Here is a 17,198-nt window from a genome sequence, read left to right as displayed (position 1 = left end):
GGTTTCGCCGCCTGAAAACCGGCTTATCAAGGCATCAAACGGACAGGGAGAAAAACATGACAGAGACGCCAACAAGCCGCCGACAGGCGCTTTCCGACCTCACCGACCGCTTCGTTGCGGCCTTCAACCGCCAGGATCTGGAGGCTGTCATGTCCTTCTTTGCCGATGATGCCGTCTATCGCGACGCCTATGGCAAGACCCATGAGGGAACCGCCGCCATCCGCAAGGCGTTCGAGCCGGTGGTCGGCGGCCGCCTCGGCAAGATCCGTTTCAGCGGCGAGGATCGTTTCATCGATGCCGCCGCGGGCAAGGTGATGGATAGCTGGACGCTCGCCATGCATATGGGCGAGGGCGCGGACAAGGAAAGCGCCATGCTCGGCCTTGACCTGCTGCATTTCGACGGCGACCGGCTGGTCCGCAAGACCACCTACCGGCGGGGATAGCATGGACGCCGCCTTTGTTCTGCTGTCCGTCTTTGGCATTTTCATTCCGGCGCTGATCCTGCCGGGGCCGGACTTCATCGGCGTTGTCCGCTCCACCCTGACCGGCGGCGCGCGGAGCGGCATGCTGACGGCGCTCGGCGTTGCCTTCGGGCTGCTGCTGTATTCCAGCCTCAGCCTGCTCGGCCTGTCGGCCATCCTGATGCAGTATGAATGGCTCGCCTGGGCGGTGCGGATCGCCGGGTCCGGCTATCTCATCTATCTCGGCCTGCGGCTGCTGTTCAGCCGCCCGTCCGGCATCGCCGCCGATCAGCATCCCCTGCCGCGGGCGCGCGGCAATCCGCTCTTGTTCGGCTTTCTGGTGACGCTGACCAACCCGAAGGCGATTGTCCTGTTTTCCAGCGTCTTTGCAACCGCCGTGACCGCAGAAACGCCCGCCTGGCTGCTGCTGATGATGATCTTTCTGGTGTTCGCCAGCGCCTTTGTCTGGTTTGTGCTGGTCAGCCTGCTCCTCTCCTCCGGCCCGGTGATGCGCCGCTTCGCCCATGCCCGCCATCTGATCGAGCGTGCGGCAGGCGTCTGCTTCGTCGCCATCGGCGGCCGGCTGCTGCTCGATGCGCGCAACCCCCTCACACCATGAAGTGGCATATCCGGCAGGAGCGTGACGGCGATGCCCCCGCCATCCATGCGGTGGTGAGGGCCGCCTTTGGCCAGAGGGATGAGGCCGGGCTTGTCGATGCGCTCCGCCTCGCGGGCGATCTCACCCTCTCCCTTGTTGCCGAGGCGGACGGGGAGATTATCGGCCATATCGCGCTCTCGCGGCTGAAATCCCCCAAAAACGCCCTCGCCCTCGCGCCCGTCTCCGTCGCACCGGACCGGCAGGGAGAGGGCATCGGCGCCGCGCTGATCCGCAAATCCACCGAGGAAGCCCGCCGGAGGGGTGAAGCGCTTATCTTCGTCCTCGGCGATCCCGCCTACTACACCCGCTTCGGCTTCTCCGTTGAGACCGCCGCGCCGTATGAGTGCATTTATGCGGGGGACTATTTCATGGCCCTAGAACTGACCGCCGAAAAAGCAGACCCCGCCGAGGTTATCTACGCCGACGCGTTCGGGGAATTGGGGTGAATGTCAGGTAATAGAAATAGGGCGCAGCCGAAAATCATCAACAAGCACTACATCTTCTAGTTTTCAACCTAATTTTCTGGTTTCGTTGAGCTATTTGGAAAACCCTTAAGCTTTACCGTATTAATCGGATTTTTAAGAAATTCAAACATGTGTATTCCAAAATCTAATCCGATATTCATCTCTTCGAAAGTGACAATTTCAGGCCATCTGGCGAGATCATAAGTTGCTTTATCTATATTTGAAACAGCCTCTTCTATTTTGCTATCCGCGGGAAAATAATCTCTAAAACGCCGATAAAATAGAATGAAAATGAACGCCCCATAAAATCTTGTAAAATGGGTATGATATCTTGCCAGATTTGAGAGTGAGAAATTTACTTTCTCAGCCTCTTTTAATTTTTGCGAACCGTCAAGTTTATCAAACTCTTCTTTGGTAATTGTCTGAAAACCCTGTCTAAATAGTGTCAGTGGATTGAAATGAACTGTACGTGAAGTTGCAGAATAAATGTAATCATAAAAGTCAAGCAAGCCGACATTTTCCGCAATGTCCCTAGTTGTAACATTTGGCTTTTCCCAGCCTAGTTTCTTCCATATATCCCTAATTTCTCTTTTCCGTTCCTTTTTGCGTTTTCTCATTTTTTCAGTGAGCATCTGCGGAATAAGAATTGGCTGATTCTCCCTCATAGTTTGAAAGAATTTTTGCTGTTTTTCCAACGCACTACATAAATCGGCACTAGCAAGTGCGTTTATCAGCTCATGACGATCGGCTTCATGAATGGAACTCAAATAACTCAAGTATATGAAATCTTCCGCCAGCCCTCTTAGTAGAGGTTGGTATAAAAAACAATTGATCTCGTTGGCAGTCTGAATTTTCAAATTGAATTCGATAGATTTTACAGCGGAGGAACATAGAAGCATGAAAAGCAAATCCTGATGACGGCCAATTGGATTTGCTAAATCCTTATTGACAGCACCTTTTATCTCCTCAAACTCCGCTGTAAGATTTTTTAAATCCTTCATTCTCTTGCTACCTCCTGTTTCACCCCACCCTCGCCAGCTGCCGGTCATGCCAACGCGAGAGCAGGAGATTGGCGAGGATCGCACCGGTGAGGGCGAGGGCCATATCGCTCTGGGTATCCCAGATATCGCCCTTAAGTTCTCACACAAAAGCCCCCTCCTCAACGCATTTTCATTCACTCGCAAACTCAGTTTGAGAAAAGCGCGGAGAGTGGATATTCTGGGGCGGGTTTATGTGTAGCGGGGGGACGTTCGTGGGGAATTCTATTCGGTCTCTGGTCCTGGGTCTGCTGGTCTCGCTGCTGATCAGCCCGCTGGCCCATGCGCAGACGGCAGAGGGCAAGGCGGAAACCAACGCCGCCACGCTGGAGCAGCTTATTGATCAGGCAAAGAGCAACGGCGCCACCATTGTCGTGATCGGCGGCCCCGAGACGCCGCCGCCCGCCGCCGCGGCGCCGGACATGGAAAGCTGGGCGCTCGCCACACGCCAGAACATCCTGAATGTGATTGCCGAAATCCCCGAGTTTCCGGAGCGGTTTGTTGCCACCATCCGCGCGCTCGATCCCCATGGCGGCGGTGCGCTTGCCTTTTACTGGCCCTTTGCCGCCGTCGGCACCACCCTCCTGTTCCTGATCGCCGGATATATCGCCGAATGGCTGTTCCGCCGCTGGGCCGCGCCGCATTTCAGCTATATCACCACGGAAGACCCGAGACGCCGCGAAGACAGCATCGGCTATCTTCTCCTGCGCGGGCTGATGCAGGCGGCGGGCCTCGCCCTGCAGGGCGCGGTTGCCATCCTGCTGGTGATCATCTTCGACCGCGGGAACGAGACTTACCGGCTGCTGCAGGGCATCACCATCATCGGCTTTGTCTCCTATCGGCTGATGCTGGTTTTCATGAACAATCTGCTGGCCCCGGACAAGCCGCGCCATCGCCTTGTCGCCCTCAATACCGCGGCGGCAACGCGGCTGTACCGGACCGGCATGGGGATGGCCGCCCTGGTCGCCGTGCTGATCACACTCAATATCTGGTCGGAAAGCCTGAAGTTCGACCCGCAGACGGCGCAGCTTTGTTCCATCGGGCTGACGCTCGCCACCATCCTGACCAAGTCGGCCTTCGTCTTCACCCGCCGCCGCGAGGTGGGGCAGATCATCCTCGGCCATAATGACCCGGCAACCGTGTGGAAACCGCGCCTGCTGATCTCGCGCATCTGGCATGGCCTCGCCATTCTGTATTTCATCATCGCCGGTTTCATGACCATCGCCTGGATCGCCAACGGCCAGCCGAACGCGCTCAGCCAGACCAACCTGCCGATCATCGCCATTCTCTGCGGCATCGCCGCCTATGGCGGGGCGCTGCTGCTGATCGAATATGTCTTTGACCGGCAGCCGGAGGGGGCCGCCGCCCCGCGCCCGCAAATAATCCGGGAAGAAAATGATCCCGAGGACGGGAGCGAGGGCGAGCCGCCGATGATGCTGCGCAAATCCTTCAAGGGGCTGGCGGAAAAGGCGGCCGGGGTCGCCATCACCGCCATCGTCGTCTGGTGGATCTACCGCCTCTGGGGCATCGACCTGATGGAAGATGGCGGCCTGCTCAATCGCTTCTGGGAAATCCTGCTGATCTTCTTCCTCAGCTATCTCGCCTATGAGGCGGTGAAGATCGCCATTGACCGCAAGATGCAGGATGAAGGGCTGATGGAGCTCGGCACGGCGGAACCCGGAGAGGAAGGCGGCCGCGGCGGCGCGTCCCGCCTCGCCACCCTGCTGCCGCTGTTCCGCAATTTCCTGCTGATGGTGATTGTCGTCATCGGCGGCATGATCATGCTGTCGGAACTCGGCGTCGATATCGGCCCGCTGTTTGCTGGCGCGGGCGTGATCGGCCTCGCCGTCGGGTTCGGGGCGCAGGCGCTGATCCGCGATATCTTTTCCGGCGCCTTCTTCCTGATCGACGATGCCTTCCGCCGCGGCGAATATATCAGCCTCGGCTCGGTCAAGGGCACGGTCGAGCGGATCTCCATCCGCTCCATGCAGCTGCGTCACCATCTCGGCCCGCTCAATACGGTNCCCTTNGGCGAGNTNNNGCAGATCACCAACTATTCGCGCGACTGGGTGATGATGAAGCTGCCGCTNCGCCTNACCTATGACACNGATGTGGAGAAGGTCCGCAAGCTGATCAAGAAGCTCGGGCAGGAGCTGATGGANCATCCGGAAATCGGCGANAAATTCATGCAGCCGCTGAAATCGCAGGGGGTNTTCACGATGGAGGACAGCGCCATGATCGTGCGCGTCAAATTCATGACCCGGCCGGGCGATCAGTTCGTGGTGCGNAAAGAGGTCTATGCCCGCATCCGCGCGCTNTTTGANGCGAACGANATCCGCTTCGCCCATCGCGAGGTGACCGTCCGCGTCGCGGAGGATGCGCCCGGNANCGGCCCGCAANCGATGTCGGAGGANCGCAAGAAAGCCATCGTCGGCGCCGCNCAACCGGCCATCGAGGATGCCGCCGGCCTCCCCACCCCCGCCAAACCGGGCGACGAGCGCTAACCGCGGCGGCTATCGCGGTGCGTTGAGCTTCGCAAGCTGCCGGTCATGCCAGCGGGAAAGCAGGACCAGCGCCAATATGGCGCCGGTAAGGGCCATCGCCATGTCGCTTTGCGTATCCCAGACATCGCCCTGCGTCGCCAGGAACTCATCGGCGGCGGAACCGGTGAGGACGGCCACCCACCATTCGATCAGCTCGTAAAAGGCGCTGAAGGCGAGGCAGATGGAGACGATGATGACATTGCGCCAGTTCGCCCCCCTGACAACCTCCAGCCGGATGAGGATTTCGCGGGCGATAATGGCGGGCACGAAGCCTTGCGCGAAATGGCCGAGGCGGTCGTAATGGTTCCGCTCAAACCCGAACCACGGCTTGATGGTATCGAACAGCGGCACTTCGGCATAGGTGTAATGCCCGCCCACCATCAGGATGATGCAATGGATCAGAATGAGGGCGTAAAGCAACGGCGTTAAAGGGAATTTTTTATAGGCCAGGGCGAGGATAGCCAAACCGATCAGGGCCGGGCCAACTTCCAGTATCCAGATGAAATAGCCCTTGGGTTCGATCGCACTCCAGATCAGCACGATGAAATAAATGCCCAGCCAGATCGCTTTCCACATGCCTGTTGCCCCCTTTGCCGATGAGCGTCTTTTATGCTGCGGGCGGGCCTTTCAGCTCCACCACATTGCCNTCGGGATCATTGAGGTAGAAGGACGGGCCCTGCCCCTCCGCGCCNTAGCGGCTTTTAAGCTCCCCGGCGTCGATGCCGTGGNTCGCAAGATGNNNGCGGATNNCNNCNTCATCNAACGGCTCNACCCGGAGGCAGAAATGATCGAGATTGCGCCCCTCCTTGCCCGGNGCNGCGCCGCCCATCTGNCCCAGCGTNCCNTCAACNGGCACNATGTCGATCAGGGCCGNTCCGGCGCGCAGNTGATAGAGGCCGATGCCCTCCTGCACCTTCTCGACCGGGCAGCCGAGAACNTCCTGATAGAAGGTCATCATCGTCTTGAGGTCCTTCACCCGCAGCACGATATGGTCGATATTCCTGATTTTGAACATATTTCCCTTCCCTTGCCTGACGATTGATTTTACAACATTTGACGGCTGCGCCAAGCGTCAGCCTACCTTTGAAATAAGAACAAGAACAGGAGATTTCCAATGGTTACCCGCGCAGATCTGATTGGAAGCTGGGAGTTGGTAAGCTGGCAGGGCTTCAAGAACGGGGAGCGTATCGGCTATCCCATGGGGGAGGACGCCCAGGGCCAGGTCATCTATTCGCCGGACGGGCGGATGAGCGGCTTTCTGATGCGCAATGATTTTCGCGATGCGCCCCATGGCGCGAACCCGGACCCGAACACCAGCCTCGCCTATGGCGGCACTTTCCGACTGGAAGGGGATGAGGTCTATCACGATGTGATGTATTCGACCATCGCCCACTGGCTCGGCCATCCGCTGATCCGCACCGTGGTGCCGCAGGGGGATGATATGATCCTGAAAACCCGGCCCGAGACAACCTCATCGGGCAATGTCTATGAACATCACCTGTTCTGGCGGCGCGTGAAGGGCTGAGAGGTCCGGAAGGGCGCGTTACCGCCCCTTCCAGTCGGGCTTGCGTTTTTCGGCAAAGGCGCGCGGCCCTTCGACGCGGTCTTCTGACTGATACCAGCGCGCAAAGGCGGGATAGCCCGCCTGATTTTGCATCGCGGCGGCAAGGGACGGCTCATCCAGGCTTTGCATCACCGTCGCCTTGGACGCACGAACGGACAGCGGCGCGGCGCGCAGGATATTGGCGCACCAGCGGTTCACGGCGTCGTCCAGCTCCGCCGCCGGCACCACCTCATTCACAAAACCGAGGCGCTCCCCCTCCTCCGCGGAAACGGTCTGGGAGGTCAGGATCATGCCCATGGCCTTTTTAAGGCCGATTTGCCGGGCCAGCCGGTGCAGTCCGCCGCCGAGCGCCACCGCGCCGACCAACGGTTCGGGCAGCGAGAAGCGGGCGTTGTCCGACGCGATGATGAGATCGCAGGCGAGCGCCACCTCGAACCCGCCGCCCATGCAGACGCCGTTCACCGCCGCGATCAGCGGCTTGTCGAGATCGAAGCGTTCGATCAGCCCGGCATAGCCGTTTTTGGGATATTTCCGCATGTCGCGGGACTTGTCGGCGGCGATGGCTTTGAGATCACTGCCCGCGCAGAACGCCCGCTCCCCTCGGCCGGTCAGGACGCCGATATACTGGTCATTATCGGCGGCGAAGGCATCGAGGGCCTGCTGCAACTCCTGATGCATTTGCGGATTGATGGCGTTCATCACCTCCGGCCGGTTGAGCGTGATGCGGGTGATATGGTTGTCCGTCGTGACGGAAATGAAGTCATAGCTCATGGCGCGCGCCTCCCTGACATGTATGGCATGTTCTTCTTCCGCCCATCATAGCAGGGGCGAAGGCGATGCCTATCGGAAAAAAAGCAACTGTCAGCTTTTCAGTTTCCAGCTCCCATCCTCCTGACGGCAGGCGATGCCGTAGGTCTGCTGCTTTTTGCCGTTGATATCGGCCTCGGCCGTATATTCGCGGCAGTATTCGCCATTTTTCTGCTGCCAGGTCTCTTGCGGGCGCACTTCATAGACGGCGCCATTTTGCGGATTGTTCCAGATGATTTCCTGCCCGTCGTCGGCATGTTCCATAATCTGGCCGATGCAGTTCTGGTCCACCTCATCCATGGACCGGCCGATGGCCCCGCCCAGCAGATAGCCGATGATCGTGCCCCCGGCAATGGCGACAAGCTTGCCATCCCCCTTGCCGATTTGCGAACCGGCCGCGCCACCCGCCGCCGCGCCGAGAACGCCGCCCAGCAGCTCGCGATTGCAGCGCCCCACATCAATACCGAACGGCACGGGCGCAACGACATAATTTTGGTTCTTGCCCTTGTGCTTGTTGCGATAGCCATGCGCGGGCGCCCAGGGTGGCGGATCCGCCTGCACCGGCGTCATGTCCACAACAGTAAAGCCGAGGGCCAGCGCGCCGACAAACATTGTCTTCAATGGCCTGAACTTCCGTTTCCCGTGATAAATCAATGACATGCCAACCTCGCATCAATAAACACTTTAATAAAGATCGAAGATAAAATTGAATTATGTTCTAATAGGGGCAGCGGGCCGTGCCGACGCGCGGCCTCAGTAATCCCATTTCCAGACAATACCGACGCTGCTGTCCGTGGATTGCCCCATCTCGCTTTCGACCGAGATATTGGGGGTGAGCTCGATCTGCACTTTGGCGCGGGTGCCGGACTGCGCCCCCTGATCGACGCCGACATAGATATTATCGGTCACATATTTGCCGACGCTCACTTCCGCCTCCCCGGTCTGTTCGTTGGTGCGGGCACTGACCACATCAACGCCAAGGGTATCGCGAACGAACCCGGTGATGCCGCCGCCACTGCCNAGCTTGCCNGANATGGTCGCCACCGTTTCGGCAAGCTGCACCGCCTCAATCGCCGTCAGCTTGCCCGAGGATTTGCCGAACAGCACCTGCGCCAGCACCTCATCCTGCGGCAATCCGTCGGGCGAGGTAAAGCTGATCTTCGGATTTGTCGCCGTGCCCGTGATGGAGACAATCGCCGTCACATTGGCGCCCACATATTGCGCGGAAAGGGCGAGTTCCGGATTGATGGTATCGCCGCCCAGCAGCGATATCTCCCCTTCCTGCAACACGAACGCCTTGCCCGCGAAGGTGAACTGCCCCCGCACCGGCTTCAGCTTGCCCTCAATGCGCGGCGTGCTCGCCGTGCCCGTGATGGTGAAATTGCCCTGCCACTCGGAATCGAGGCCGCGGCCGCGGATAAACACGCGGGCCGGCATATTCAGGGCGAGATCAAGCGCTATTTTCGACGGCTCCTGCGGTTCCGCCGCCCCGTTCACCGGCGCGCCCGGCTTGTTCACCGCCTGATAATCGAGATCGACGACACTCGGCGCGACGGAGCCGCCGATATTCAACTCCACCTCCTGCGTGGTGATGTCACCGGTCACATCAAGATCGAGCGCCGCGCCCTTAATCGCGATGTCGCCATCACTGATCACCATGATGTCGTCGCGATTGACAAGCTGCAAGCGGGCGAGTGCGATCTTCAGATCAACCGCCGGATTGGTCAGCGTTTCAAACCCGATACTGCCCGATGTCTTGAGCGTTCCGCCCTGAGTGTCATTGGCGGAAAGGTTGATGGTCAGCGTCTCCCCATCGGCAAGATCGGCGTCCAGCGTCAGGTTTTTGAGGATCGTGCCCTGTTCGGTTTCCTCAAAATAGCCATCGCGCAGCGTCGCCTGCCCCTCAAGGCGCGGCGCGTTGATCGTTCCCGCAACGGTGAAATCCGCCTTCAGAAGGCCGCGCAAAACCTGCGTATCAAGGGCAAGAAGCGGCCATATCTTGTTGACATCGCTGTCAATATTCAAACTTGCCTTAACCGGTTTATTGTCATCGAGAAGAACGGCGGCCGGGTCCAGCGCGATATCGAACGGCAGGCTGCCGCTGGCCTTTATGCTGGTCGCCTCAAGGCCGGTGATATCGGCATTGAAGGTCAACTCCCCGTCCTTCAATTCGGCATTGACCGCGCTTGCGAAGGTGGGCAGCTCGCCATATTCCTCCCCGTCGAAGCGGATGTCCGACACGGTGAGAACGACCGTGCCGGTGGCGGGCGCGCCTTTCGTGGCGGCCAGCTTGACTGCGCCGTTAAGCGCGCCGTCCAGCGCCAGATCGGGACTGACCAGTTCCAGCAGATCCAGCGGCAGCGCGGCAATATCAAGACCGGCGGCCGCCTCGGTCGGGGTCAGCCGGGCATTGCCCCGGATATTCCCCTCGCCTAGCGACAGGCCGAAGCTGGCGAGCTCCATCGTCTCCCCGGCAAGGCGGAGCGACAGCGGTTCCGTCAGGCGGAGGGGCCGCTCGGCGAAATTGCCGTCAAGGGCGGTGAGCCGGATGCGGGTTTCCGCTTCCTCAAGCTGCACCTCTCCGCTGCCGGTGAGGGTGAGGTCCGGTTCTTCCCCCCGCGTGAGGTCAAAGCGGTAATCCAGCGCCGCAAGGCCGCCGTCCACTTCTGCCGTCAGCTCTTGAATTTTCTGTCCGCCCGCAATGATCTTGCGGGCCGTGGCCGTCGCATCAATGGCGGGATTGGCGAAGGCATCCGTGATGGCCGCCGTCGCCGTGATATCCGTAATGCCGACGCTGCCGCCCGCAAGATTGACCGATTTGCCGGTGACCGTCGCGTCAATGGCCTGCGCGCCGCCCCGGTCCTGCAGCCGCGCCGTCAGATCAACAATGCCCGACATATCCTGCCCGGCCAGCGCCGCAAAGGAGGCCAGATCGGGGATACTGCCCGTAAATTCCCCGGTCATCGGTGCGCCGTCAAAGGGCACGCGGAGATCGCCGCTGAGCAGATTATCCTGCTCCCGCAGGGTCAGCGCCGTAAGGTCCAGCCGTGCATAGTCCGGCAGGGCGATCTTCGTTCGAAGATCGGCGCTGAGCTGATCATGGGTAAGCGTTGCGGCAACCTCTCCCGCTGGTGAGGTGGCGAGCGCCGCCAGGTTGAAATCGGTGACAAGACGGCCGAGCGGCATGTCATTCACCTTCAGCCTGTTGCCGATCAGCTTGCCCGCGATATCCGGATCAGTGAGCGCGCCGGAGAAGCGGGTGGCGAGCGTTGCATCGCCGCCAAGCGTCACCCCGGCCAGCGCATTGAGGGCCGCAAGCCGCGGCAACGTCGCGGTGAAGTCGGCGTTCAGGGTTTCGAATGTCATCGGCAGGGTGGCCGTGCCCGCCACCTGCCCGCTCGCGATTTTCAGCAGGATATCGGAAAGGGACAGCCGCTCCTCCTTCAGAGCGAAGCGGGCGTCCAGCGTTGGCGCCGCGCCCACAAGCGGTTGCAGGGCCGGATCGCGGAAATCGAAATTCTCCACATGCGCGTTGAGCGTGCCCGCCATCTCCTTGCTGATATCGGGGCCGGAGACATGCAGATCGGCGATCAGCCGGCCGCCCATGGGCAGGGCCTGCCCCAGATCATCGAGGGTGAGGGAGAGATCCGCCGTTGTCTCCAGGCTCGAAACATTGACCGCGCCCGAGCCGCTGGCGCCCAGATGGGCGGCGAGCAACCGCAGGGAGTTGAGCGTCACCGTCTCGCTGTCAACGCCATAGAGCAGATCAAAATCCACATCCAGCGTCTCGCCGACCAGCTTTGCGGCCTCCGCCGGGAGATTGTCAATCCCGACCAGCGCCGCCGAACCGCGGACCGGAATATCCGTCAATTCCGCCAAGTCAAGATCGGAAGTAAATGTGCCGGTGACCTCGCGCGCGGTCAGGCTATCCTCTACCTCAAGGCCGCCAAGATTGAGCAGCAGGCTGGCCACCATCTTCTCGAACGTGCCCTTGAGATCGAGAGTGATGTCCCCTGATGCAAGGCGGGCCGGGGCAATCAGCTCATTGACCTCCGCCGTATCGCGAAGATTGGTGGTGAACCGGAGGTCCAGCGTCTGCCGGTCCGGGTTGGCAGAACCGCTCAAGCCTGCGCGCAGCGCCGCATTTTCCACATTGAGGCCGGAAAGGACGATGTCCGAATTCCCCCGGTCATAACTCAGCGCCGCGTCAATACTGATACGGGAGTCGTCAACGAGCGGGATATCCTTCGCCAGCGCCGCATCGAGCGACGCGCCGCCGTTCAGATCCAGGGCGATCTTTTCATCGCCCTTGGTGGCAATGGCGAAATCCGCATCGAACAGCTTTCCCGCGCCCGCCTCAAGCTGCCCGCGCCAGGCGTTAAGCAGCCCGTCGCCCACCATATTGACGCGGATCGCCGGATAGCCCGGCAACGCCAGCAGCCGTGAGATAAGCCCGCCCTCCGGCTCCTCCAGATTGATATCAATGGCCAGCGTTTCCTCGACGGGGTGGAAATCGACGGTGCCGAGGAGACGGCTTTTATCGTCCCGCTCCGTCAGGCGGATTTCGCTATGGATCACATCGTCAATTTCGGCATTCAGATTGAGCAGAAGCTGCAAATCCGCGCTCTGGCCGATCACCGGCTCGGCAAGATGGATATTCTCAATCGCGAATTTCGAAAGGCGAATGGCGATGGGGAGCTTTGGCAGACCCGTGGAAGGCTCGTTTTCCTCCTCCGCCGGGGGCAGCTCCGGGTTGCGGGCAACGCTGAGCGTCTCGGCGGTGATGGCATTGAGCGTGAGCCGGCCGGCCAGCAGATCAAACGGCGACCAGGAGGCGGCAATCTGCCCGATCGTCAGCCACTCGCCTTTGGGATCGCTGAGACGGACATCGGACAGCGTGAAGTCGCCGAATATATTGCCCTCAAGCGTGCCGAGCTCAACGGTCAGACCCGCCGGATCGCTCGCCGCGCCCTCGATCTGGGAGGTGAGCAAACCGCGCCCGCTGTCGGTTTGCAGGAATAGAAACGCCCCGCCGATCAGCAGCAAGATCAGAAGCAGGGGCGAGACCACCGCCGCCGTTATGATTTTTGCCCGCCGCGACATCAGAACGCCTGCCCGATGCTGATATAGAACTGATAGGCGTCATCGACATTCTTGCGGCGATTGAGCGGCAGCGCCACATCAAAACGGATGGGGCCGATGGCCGTATAATAGCGAAAGCCGAGGCCCGCACCCCAGAGAAAATCGCCCGAGAAATCCGGCGCCATGCTGTCATAGACATTGCCGCCCTCGATAAAGGGCACAAGGCCGATGCTGTCGGTGATTTTGGTGCGTGCTTCGAACCCGACCTCCAGCAGGGAGCGGCCGCCGAGCGGATCGTTATCCGCATCCAGCGGTCCGACGCTCTGGAATTTATAGCCGCGGATGGAGCCGCCGCCGCCGGAATAGAACCGCTTGCTGGCGGGGATGTCGCTCGCGTCATCCCCCACCATCATCCCAAGCTTGCCCCGCGCCGCAAGCACCACCCGACCCTCCCCCACGACCGGATAATAGACAGAGCCGTCCATCTCCAGCCGGAGGAAATCGGGCGTATTGGCGTTCAGCCCCATATAGGGTACCAAAGTGGAGCTGAACCGCCGCCCTTTGGTGGGATCGAGCAGGTCATCCGTATGGTCATAGCGCGCCGTCAGCGGCAATCCGGCCAGCGCGTAGTTGTTGGTGACGCCATCTTCGTCAATCCGCGAATATTCGAGCGAGCCGCCCGCGCCGATCACCCAGCGTTTACGCCAGCGCCGGTCCAGCCCGACAAATGCCGCTACGGCGTCCTCATCATAGGCGTCGGTCTCTTCCTGACGGATATCAAAATTGGCGTTCAGATTCTGATCCAGACTGATGAAGTTCGGTTTGACGAATTTCACCGACAGCTCGCGCTTGATCTGGGCGATGGTGAGGTCAGTGCGCAGCTTCTCGCCATTGCCGAAGAAATTGCGATGCTCCCAGAAATACTGGGTACCGAAGCCCTCGCTCGTCGAATAGCTGGCGCCGAGGCCGACGGACCGGTGATCCCGCTCGGTAAAGGCAAGCGTGATCGGGACGGTCTTCCCGTCAATAATCTCGCCGCGCGGTTTCAGATGCACGCTCTCGAACAGGCCGGAGCGAAGATAGCGGCGACGCAGATCGTCGATGACGCGGGTATCATAGAGGATGCCTGGCTGCCAGCGCGCGAGGCGGCGGATATATTCCTCCTCCACCTGTTTGAGGCCCTCGATATGCAGATCGCCGAAATAGAGGCGCGCGCCAGTATTGACATTCAGCGTCACCTCCATGGCGTCGGTCGCGAAATCCACGACAACGTCCTGTTTCTCGATGGCCGCATCGGGATAGCCATGATGGGCCAGATCGGCAATGACATCGCTTGCCGCAGTGACCACCGGCTCGGATCGGGCGGGCATGCCCCTTTCAATACCTATATCGGAAAGCGCCGGTTTTTCAGGGAGTTCACCCGCACCCTTGAAGTTGATATCGAATTTCGTCAGGCGGAAAAGTGGGCCTGGCGTGATTTCAAAAGTGATGACATGAAGATCATCGCGCGCCTCCAGCTTATAGGCGACCTCTCCCCCATAATAGCCTTCCGAGCGCAGCACCTTCATAAATCCTTCCACATCGACATCGGCGCGGCGGCGCAGCGAGGCGAGGCTGGGCGGCGGCTTGCCTTCAAGCTGGCGAAGACGCGACGATTCTTCCAGCAGATCGCCGATTTCCTCGGTCGGGGCGCCGTTGATCTTCACTTCATAGCGATATTCCGGCGCGGCGGGGATCGTCTCTGTCTCTGCCTCTGCCCTTGTGGCTGTCTCCGTCTTTGTCTCTGCCGCCGGTGCCGCGGTCTTTGCCGGTTCTGCCGCCCGGACCGGCGCGAGGGGAACCACCCCCGCCAACCCCGCCAGGAGGGCCAGTGCCGGCATCAGATGCACAGATGGAAAATATCGTGACGACAAGGGTCGTTTCTCCGGAAGCGGCCCGGACATGCACCCCGGACATACGTCATATAATATAACTCGAAACATCAAATATCTTATATTGAACGTTAAGTAATGCCCCGTTCCGCCGGAGTCCAGTTCACATGTCCTTTATCCGCATAAAATCCGGATGAATGACATCGCGCCCGACAATTTCGCCAGACCTGCCCCTGCGCGTCAGGCCGCGCTTTATGCAACCGGAATGAAGCGATTTTCGTAAAAATTGCCGTCAGTTCTTTATACAGAATTAATCTCTTTTTGCTAGAGTGCCCGCTCACCCATGAGGAATGTTATGCATAGAGCAGGATGGGCGGAACAATTAGTCAGATGACAGAGGCCGGTTCCCCCGGCGTGGAAAAACGCATATATCGCCGCAAGACCGTCATGTGGAGCGGCACGCTGTCGCTGCTATGGGGCGCCCGCCTACTGGACAGGGCGCAGAGCGTCCCGGGCGTCGTCCGCGACCTGTCGGTCAGCGGCGCGCGCTTTCAGACCCGGCATGATTTCCAGCCGACGGATGACGTGGTGCTGGAATTGCCGCGCTTCGGCGCGTTCAACTGCCATCTCATTTGGAAGGAAGGACAAATCGTCGGTCTCAGCTTTGTCGAGCCACCGGAGTTTATCTATAACGCCATAGTTTCGGCGCTGCCGGGCATCTCCCTCGATCCCAACCCGCAGAATATATCCTTATAATTCCGCCGCGTTGCGGAAGATCAGCGAACTGTTGATGCCGCCGAACGCGAAATTGTTGCTCATCAGATGCCGGACGCCGATCTCGCGCCCCGCGCCCATCAGATAGTCGAGTTCGGCGCAGGCCGCATCCACATTGTCGAGATTGGCCGTCGGGGCGAACCAGCCCTCCCGCATCATCTCGATGCCGAGCCAGGCCTCGATCGAGCCGCAGGCGCCAAGGCTATGCCCGAAATAGCTTTTCAGGGAATGAAAGGGGATATCGGGTCCGAGGATTTTTCGCGTCGCGTGGGATTCGGCCACATCGCCCTGCTCCGTCGCCGTGCCGTGGCCACTGATAAAATCAATATCGGCCGCGGTGAGCCCGGCATTGTCGAGGGCGGATTGCATGGCCACCTCCATCGTCGCCTGCGTCGGGTTGGTGATATGGCGGCCATCGGAATTGGTGGCGTAGCCGACAATCTCGGCCAGGATCGGCGCGCCCCGCGCCACCGCATGATCATAGGATTCCAGCACCAGCGTCGCCGCCCCTTCGCCGATCACCAGCCCGTCGCGGTCCTTGTCAAACGGCCGCGGGGAAAGATGCGGCGTGTCATTTTTCGTGCTGGTCGCATAGAGGGTGTCAAACACCGCCGCCATGGTCGGGCAGAGTTCCTCCGCCCCGCCGGCGACCATCAGATCCTGCAACCCGTATTTGATCGCCTCATAGGCATAGCCGATGCCCTGACTGCCGGAAGTGCAGGCGCTCGATGTCGGGATCACGCGCCCGGACAGGCCGTAGAACACGCCGATATTAACGGCCGTCGTATGGCTCATCATCCGCACATAGCTGGTGGCGGTGAGATCGCGGGAATGGCCATCGCGCATCAGGTCGGTGAAGGCGACAACCGGCTTCGTGCTGCCGAAGGAAGACCCATAGGCAACCCCCATCCGGCCCGACTTCAGCACCGGATCATCCAGCAGGCCGGCCATGGTGAGCGCCTTTTCCGTTGCGTAAACGGCCATTTTCGAGACCGGACCCATGCTGCGCAGCGCCTTGCGTGGATAGCGTCCATCAACATCGAAGCCCTCCACCGGGCCAGCGAGGCGGGTGTTGAGGCCGTCATAGAAATCCCAGCTTTCCATGCGGCGGATACCGGTCTTTCCGGCCCGCATATTGGCCGAGATCGCCGCCCAGTCTTCACCGAGCGAGGTCACCCCGCCCATCCCCGTCACCACAACCCGCTTCATTACGCCATGCCTCCGTTTACCGAGATGACCTGCCGCGTGATATACCCGGCCCCGTCCGAACAGAGGAAGGCAACGGTCGCCGCCACCTCCTCCGCCTCGCCAAGGCGGCGCAACGGGATCATCTTCATGATTTCATCGAGCGGGAGTTCCTCGCTCATCGCCGTCTCTATCAGGCCCGGCGCAACACAGTTGACGGTGATCTTGCGCTTCGCCAGCTCCAGCGCCAGCGCCTTCGCCGCGCCGATCAGCCCGGATTTCGATGCGCTGTAATTGACCTGCCCGCGATTGCCCATCACCCCGGAGACCGACGAGATGACGACAATCCGTCCGCCCCGCCGCGCCGACACCATGGGCAGGGTCAGCGGCTTCAGCACATTGTAGAAGCCATCGAGATTGGTGTGGATCACCGCGTCCCATTCATCATCCATCATGGCGGGAAAGGCGGTATCGCGGGTGATTCCGGCGTTCAGCACAACGCCGTAGAAGGCGCCGAAATCCTCCGTCTCCGCCTCCAGGATATCGCGGCACTGATCGCGATCGGCAATATCGAACTGGACAAGCCGCGCCGCGCCGCCCGCCGCCTCGATCAGGCTGACCGTCTCCATCCCCGCCGCATGGTTACGGCCGCAATGGGCGACAATCTCGAAGCCATCCTTCGCAAGCCGGAGGGCAATTGCCCGGCCGATACCGCCGCTCGCCCCTGTGACCAACATTCTTTTTCGCATCCG

15 protein-coding genes and 1 pseudogene are annotated in these 17,198 nt (G+C 60.4%); 6 read left to right on the top strand and 10 right to left on the bottom strand.

Annotation, left to right across the window (positions count from 1 at the left end; translation table 11 throughout):
• Positions 1-56: 56 nt before the first annotated feature.
• The 3 genes from CMN55_RS02605 to CMN55_RS02595 are packed head-to-tail and all read left to right on the top strand — an operon-like array spanning position 57 to position 1,565.
• Complete coding sequence (locus tag CMN55_RS02605) at positions 57-443, top strand: YybH family protein (protein WP_293947984.1); 387 nt, start codon at positions 57-59, stop codon at positions 441-443.
• Position 444: 1 nt separating this feature from the next.
• Positions 445-1,080: a LysE family translocator gene (locus CMN55_RS02600; RefSeq protein WP_293947983.1), complete on the top strand. Its 636-nt coding sequence runs from the start codon at positions 445-447 to the stop codon at positions 1,078-1,080.
• Positions 1,077-1,565 carry a GNAT family N-acetyltransferase gene (locus CMN55_RS02595; RefSeq protein WP_293947982.1) on the top strand — a complete coding sequence of 163 codons (489 nt, stop codon included), beginning with the start codon at positions 1,077-1,079 and terminating at the stop codon, positions 1,563-1,565. Before CMN55_RS02600 ends, CMN55_RS02595 begins: the two co-directional genes overlap by 4 nt.
• A 68-nt stretch (positions 1,566-1,633) precedes the next feature.
• On the opposite strand, the gene CMN55_RS02590 is transcribed toward CMN55_RS02595, so the two are convergent.
• A complete protein-coding gene (locus tag CMN55_RS02590; protein ID WP_293947981.1) occupies positions 1,634-2,584 on the bottom strand; it encodes a DUF5677 domain-containing protein in 951 nt (316 codons plus the stop codon).
• Positions 2,585-2,603: 19 nt separating this feature from the next.
• Positions 2,604-2,717, bottom strand: a pseudogene (locus tag CMN55_RS17015) (DUF2238 domain-containing protein); the annotation flags it as partial.
• Positions 2,718-2,814: 97 nt separating this feature from the next.
• Here CMN55_RS17015 and CMN55_RS02585 point away from each other — a divergent pair.
• Complete coding sequence (locus tag CMN55_RS02585) at positions 2,815-5,124, top strand: mechanosensitive ion channel domain-containing protein (RefSeq protein WP_459253634.1); 2,310 nt, start codon at positions 2,815-2,817, stop codon at positions 5,122-5,124.
• Between the two features lie 9 nt (positions 5,125-5,133).
• Here CMN55_RS02585 and CMN55_RS02580 read toward each other — a convergent pair whose 3' ends face one another.
• Both CMN55_RS02580 and CMN55_RS02575 read right to left on the bottom strand, forming a co-directional pair.
• Positions 5,134-5,739 carry a DUF2238 domain-containing protein gene (locus tag CMN55_RS02580; RefSeq protein WP_293947979.1) on the bottom strand — a complete coding sequence of 202 codons (606 nt, stop codon included), beginning with the start codon at positions 5,737-5,739 and terminating at the stop codon, positions 5,134-5,136.
• 31 nt (positions 5,740-5,770) lie between these two features.
• Positions 5,771-6,178 (bottom strand): VOC family protein, encoded by a 408-nt coding sequence (locus CMN55_RS02575; RefSeq protein ID WP_293947978.1) that lies wholly within the window; start codon positions 6,176-6,178, stop codon positions 5,771-5,773.
• Between the two features lie 99 nt (positions 6,179-6,277).
• Here CMN55_RS02575 and CMN55_RS02570 point away from each other — a divergent pair, with 99 nt between their 5' ends.
• Complete coding sequence (locus tag CMN55_RS02570; RefSeq protein WP_293947977.1) at positions 6,278-6,688, top strand: lipocalin-like domain-containing protein; 411 nt, start codon at positions 6,278-6,280, stop codon at positions 6,686-6,688.
• 18 nt (positions 6,689-6,706) lie between these two features.
• Here the strand turns inward: CMN55_RS02570 and CMN55_RS02565 are convergent, their stop codons facing one another.
• The 4 genes from CMN55_RS02565 to CMN55_RS02550 all read right to left on the bottom strand — a co-directional run bounded on the left by CMN55_RS02565 (position 6,707) and on the right by CMN55_RS02550 (position 14,529).
• Positions 6,707-7,498 (bottom strand): enoyl-CoA hydratase-related protein, encoded by a 792-nt coding sequence (locus CMN55_RS02565; protein ID WP_293947976.1) that lies wholly within the window; start codon positions 7,496-7,498, stop codon positions 6,707-6,709.
• Between the two features lie 90 nt (positions 7,499-7,588).
• A complete protein-coding gene (locus CMN55_RS02560; protein WP_293948164.1) occupies positions 7,589-8,146 on the bottom strand; it encodes an RT0821/Lpp0805 family surface protein in 558 nt (185 codons plus the stop codon).
• A 141-nt stretch (positions 8,147-8,287) separates the two neighbouring features.
• On the bottom strand, positions 8,288-9,997 hold the full coding sequence (locus CMN55_RS17430) for a translocation/assembly module TamB domain-containing protein (protein ID WP_459253637.1): 1,710 nt from the start codon (positions 9,995-9,997) through the stop codon (positions 8,288-8,290).
• A gap of 2,639 nt (positions 9,998-12,636) precedes the next feature.
• Positions 12,637-14,529, bottom strand: coding sequence for an autotransporter assembly complex protein TamA (locus CMN55_RS02550; RefSeq protein WP_293947974.1), 1,893 nt, complete (start codon positions 14,527-14,529; stop codon positions 12,637-12,639).
• Positions 14,530-14,877: 348 nt separating this feature from the next.
• Here CMN55_RS02550 and CMN55_RS02545 point away from each other — a divergent pair, with 348 nt between their 5' ends.
• Complete coding sequence (locus CMN55_RS02545; RefSeq protein WP_293947973.1) at positions 14,878-15,243, top strand: PilZ domain-containing protein; 366 nt, start codon at positions 14,878-14,880, stop codon at positions 15,241-15,243.
• On the opposite strand, the gene CMN55_RS02540 is transcribed toward CMN55_RS02545, so the two are convergent.
• Positions 15,238-16,470 (bottom strand): beta-ketoacyl-ACP synthase, encoded by a 1,233-nt coding sequence (locus tag CMN55_RS02540; RefSeq protein ID WP_293947972.1) that lies wholly within the window; start codon positions 16,468-16,470, stop codon positions 15,238-15,240. The two genes, CMN55_RS02545 and CMN55_RS02540, sit on opposite strands and share 6 nt — an antisense overlap.
• Positions 16,470-17,195, bottom strand: coding sequence for a 3-ketoacyl-ACP reductase FabG2 (locus CMN55_RS02535; protein WP_293947971.1), 726 nt, complete (start codon positions 17,193-17,195; stop codon positions 16,470-16,472). The genes CMN55_RS02540 and CMN55_RS02535 overlap by 1 nt, the downstream gene beginning before the upstream one ends.
• Positions 17,196-17,198: the final 3 nt, after the last annotated feature.

It is taken from the genome of Sneathiella sp., assembly GCF_002694385.1.
Classification (GTDB): domain Bacteria; phylum Pseudomonadota; class Alphaproteobacteria; order Sneathiellales; family Sneathiellaceae; genus Sneathiella.
This window is presented reverse-complemented; position numbering and strand designations above follow the sequence as displayed.

What these genes read in the sequence shown, in the direction of transcription:
- CMN55_RS02545 (WP_293947973.1), top strand. Translation starts at nt 14,878, where the DNA reads ATGACAGAGGCCGGTTCCCCCGGCGTGGAAAAACGCATATATCGCCGC.
- CMN55_RS02590 (WP_293947981.1), bottom strand. Translation starts at nt 2,584, where the DNA reads ATGAAGGATTTAAAAAATCTTACAGCGGAGTTTGAGGAGATAAAAGGT.
- CMN55_RS02580 (WP_293947979.1), bottom strand. Translation starts at nt 5,739, where the DNA reads ATGTGGAAAGCGATCTGGCTGGGCATTTATTTCATCGTGCTGATCTGG.
- CMN55_RS02570 (WP_293947977.1), top strand. Translation starts at nt 6,278, where the DNA reads ATGGTTACCCGCGCAGATCTGATTGGAAGCTGGGAGTTGGTAAGCTGG.
- CMN55_RS02600 (WP_293947983.1), top strand. Translation starts at nt 445, where the DNA reads ATGGACGCCGCCTTTGTTCTGCTGTCCGTCTTTGGCATTTTCATTCCG.
- CMN55_RS02605 (WP_293947984.1), top strand. Translation starts at nt 57, where the DNA reads ATGACAGAGACGCCAACAAGCCGCCGACAGGCGCTTTCCGACCTCACC.
- CMN55_RS02595 (WP_293947982.1), top strand. Translation starts at nt 1,077, where the DNA reads ATGAAGTGGCATATCCGGCAGGAGCGTGACGGCGATGCCCCCGCCATC.
- CMN55_RS02560 (WP_293948164.1), bottom strand. Translation starts at nt 8,146, where the DNA reads ATGTTTGTCGGCGCGCTGGCCCTCGGCTTTACTGTTGTGGACATGACG.
- CMN55_RS02540 (WP_293947972.1), bottom strand. Translation starts at nt 16,470, where the DNA reads ATGAAGCGGGTTGTGGTGACGGGGATGGGCGGGGTGACCTCGCTCGGT.
- CMN55_RS02565 (WP_293947976.1), bottom strand. Translation starts at nt 7,498, where the DNA reads ATGAGCTATGACTTCATTTCCGTCACGACGGACAACCATATCACCCGC.
- CMN55_RS02535 (WP_293947971.1), bottom strand. Translation starts at nt 17,195, where the DNA reads ATGCGAAAAAGAATGTTGGTCACAGGGGCGAGCGGCGGTATCGGCCGG.